Origin of the sequence: Pseudomonas sp. BP01 (genome assembly GCF_022760795.1) — a bacterium.
In the GTDB taxonomy this organism is placed as follows: domain Bacteria; phylum Pseudomonadota; class Gammaproteobacteria; order Pseudomonadales; family Pseudomonadaceae; genus Aquipseudomonas; species Aquipseudomonas putida_Q.
The window spans coordinates 1-430 of sequence record NZ_JAFBKA010000082.1; the positions used below are offsets into that span (position 1 = coordinate 1).

The following is a 430-nucleotide window of genomic DNA, read 5'->3' on the forward strand; positions in this document are numbered from 1 at the left end:
GCAGCGAAGAAACGCCGCTGTCATCGATGGCAACGACATCCAGCAGTTCGCCGTTGGCTTGAGCAGGATTCAGCTCGATGCTGAACGTGCCATCGGCATTGGCGATGGCGCTGCCGATCAGGGTGCCGTTGGCGTCATGCACCTCCACGCGAGTACCGGCAGGCGCGGAACCGGTGAGGGTGGTGCCGTCGGCATCGATGGCCAGGTTGCTCGGGCTGTCTGGCGCGGTGGTCAGCGGTACGTCGTACTCGACTGCCACGGAAGCGTTGCCGCTCGGGTCGGTCTGCACCAGGCTCAGCTGTTCGCCCGGCTGCACCGCCGGGTCCAGGTCGATCAGGAAGGTACCGTTGGCACTCACCACGCCAGAGCCGATGACGTTACCGTCGGCATCGCGCACTTCTACGGTGGCGCCAGGTTCGCCACGCCCGCT

General features: G+C 65.8%; 1 protein-coding gene. It reads right to left on the minus strand.

Annotated elements, in window-relative coordinates; genetic code table 11:
• On the minus strand, window positions 1–430 hold a 430-nt coding region (locus tag JOY50_RS28565; protein ID WP_243056177.1), incomplete at both ends, for an Ig-like domain-containing protein.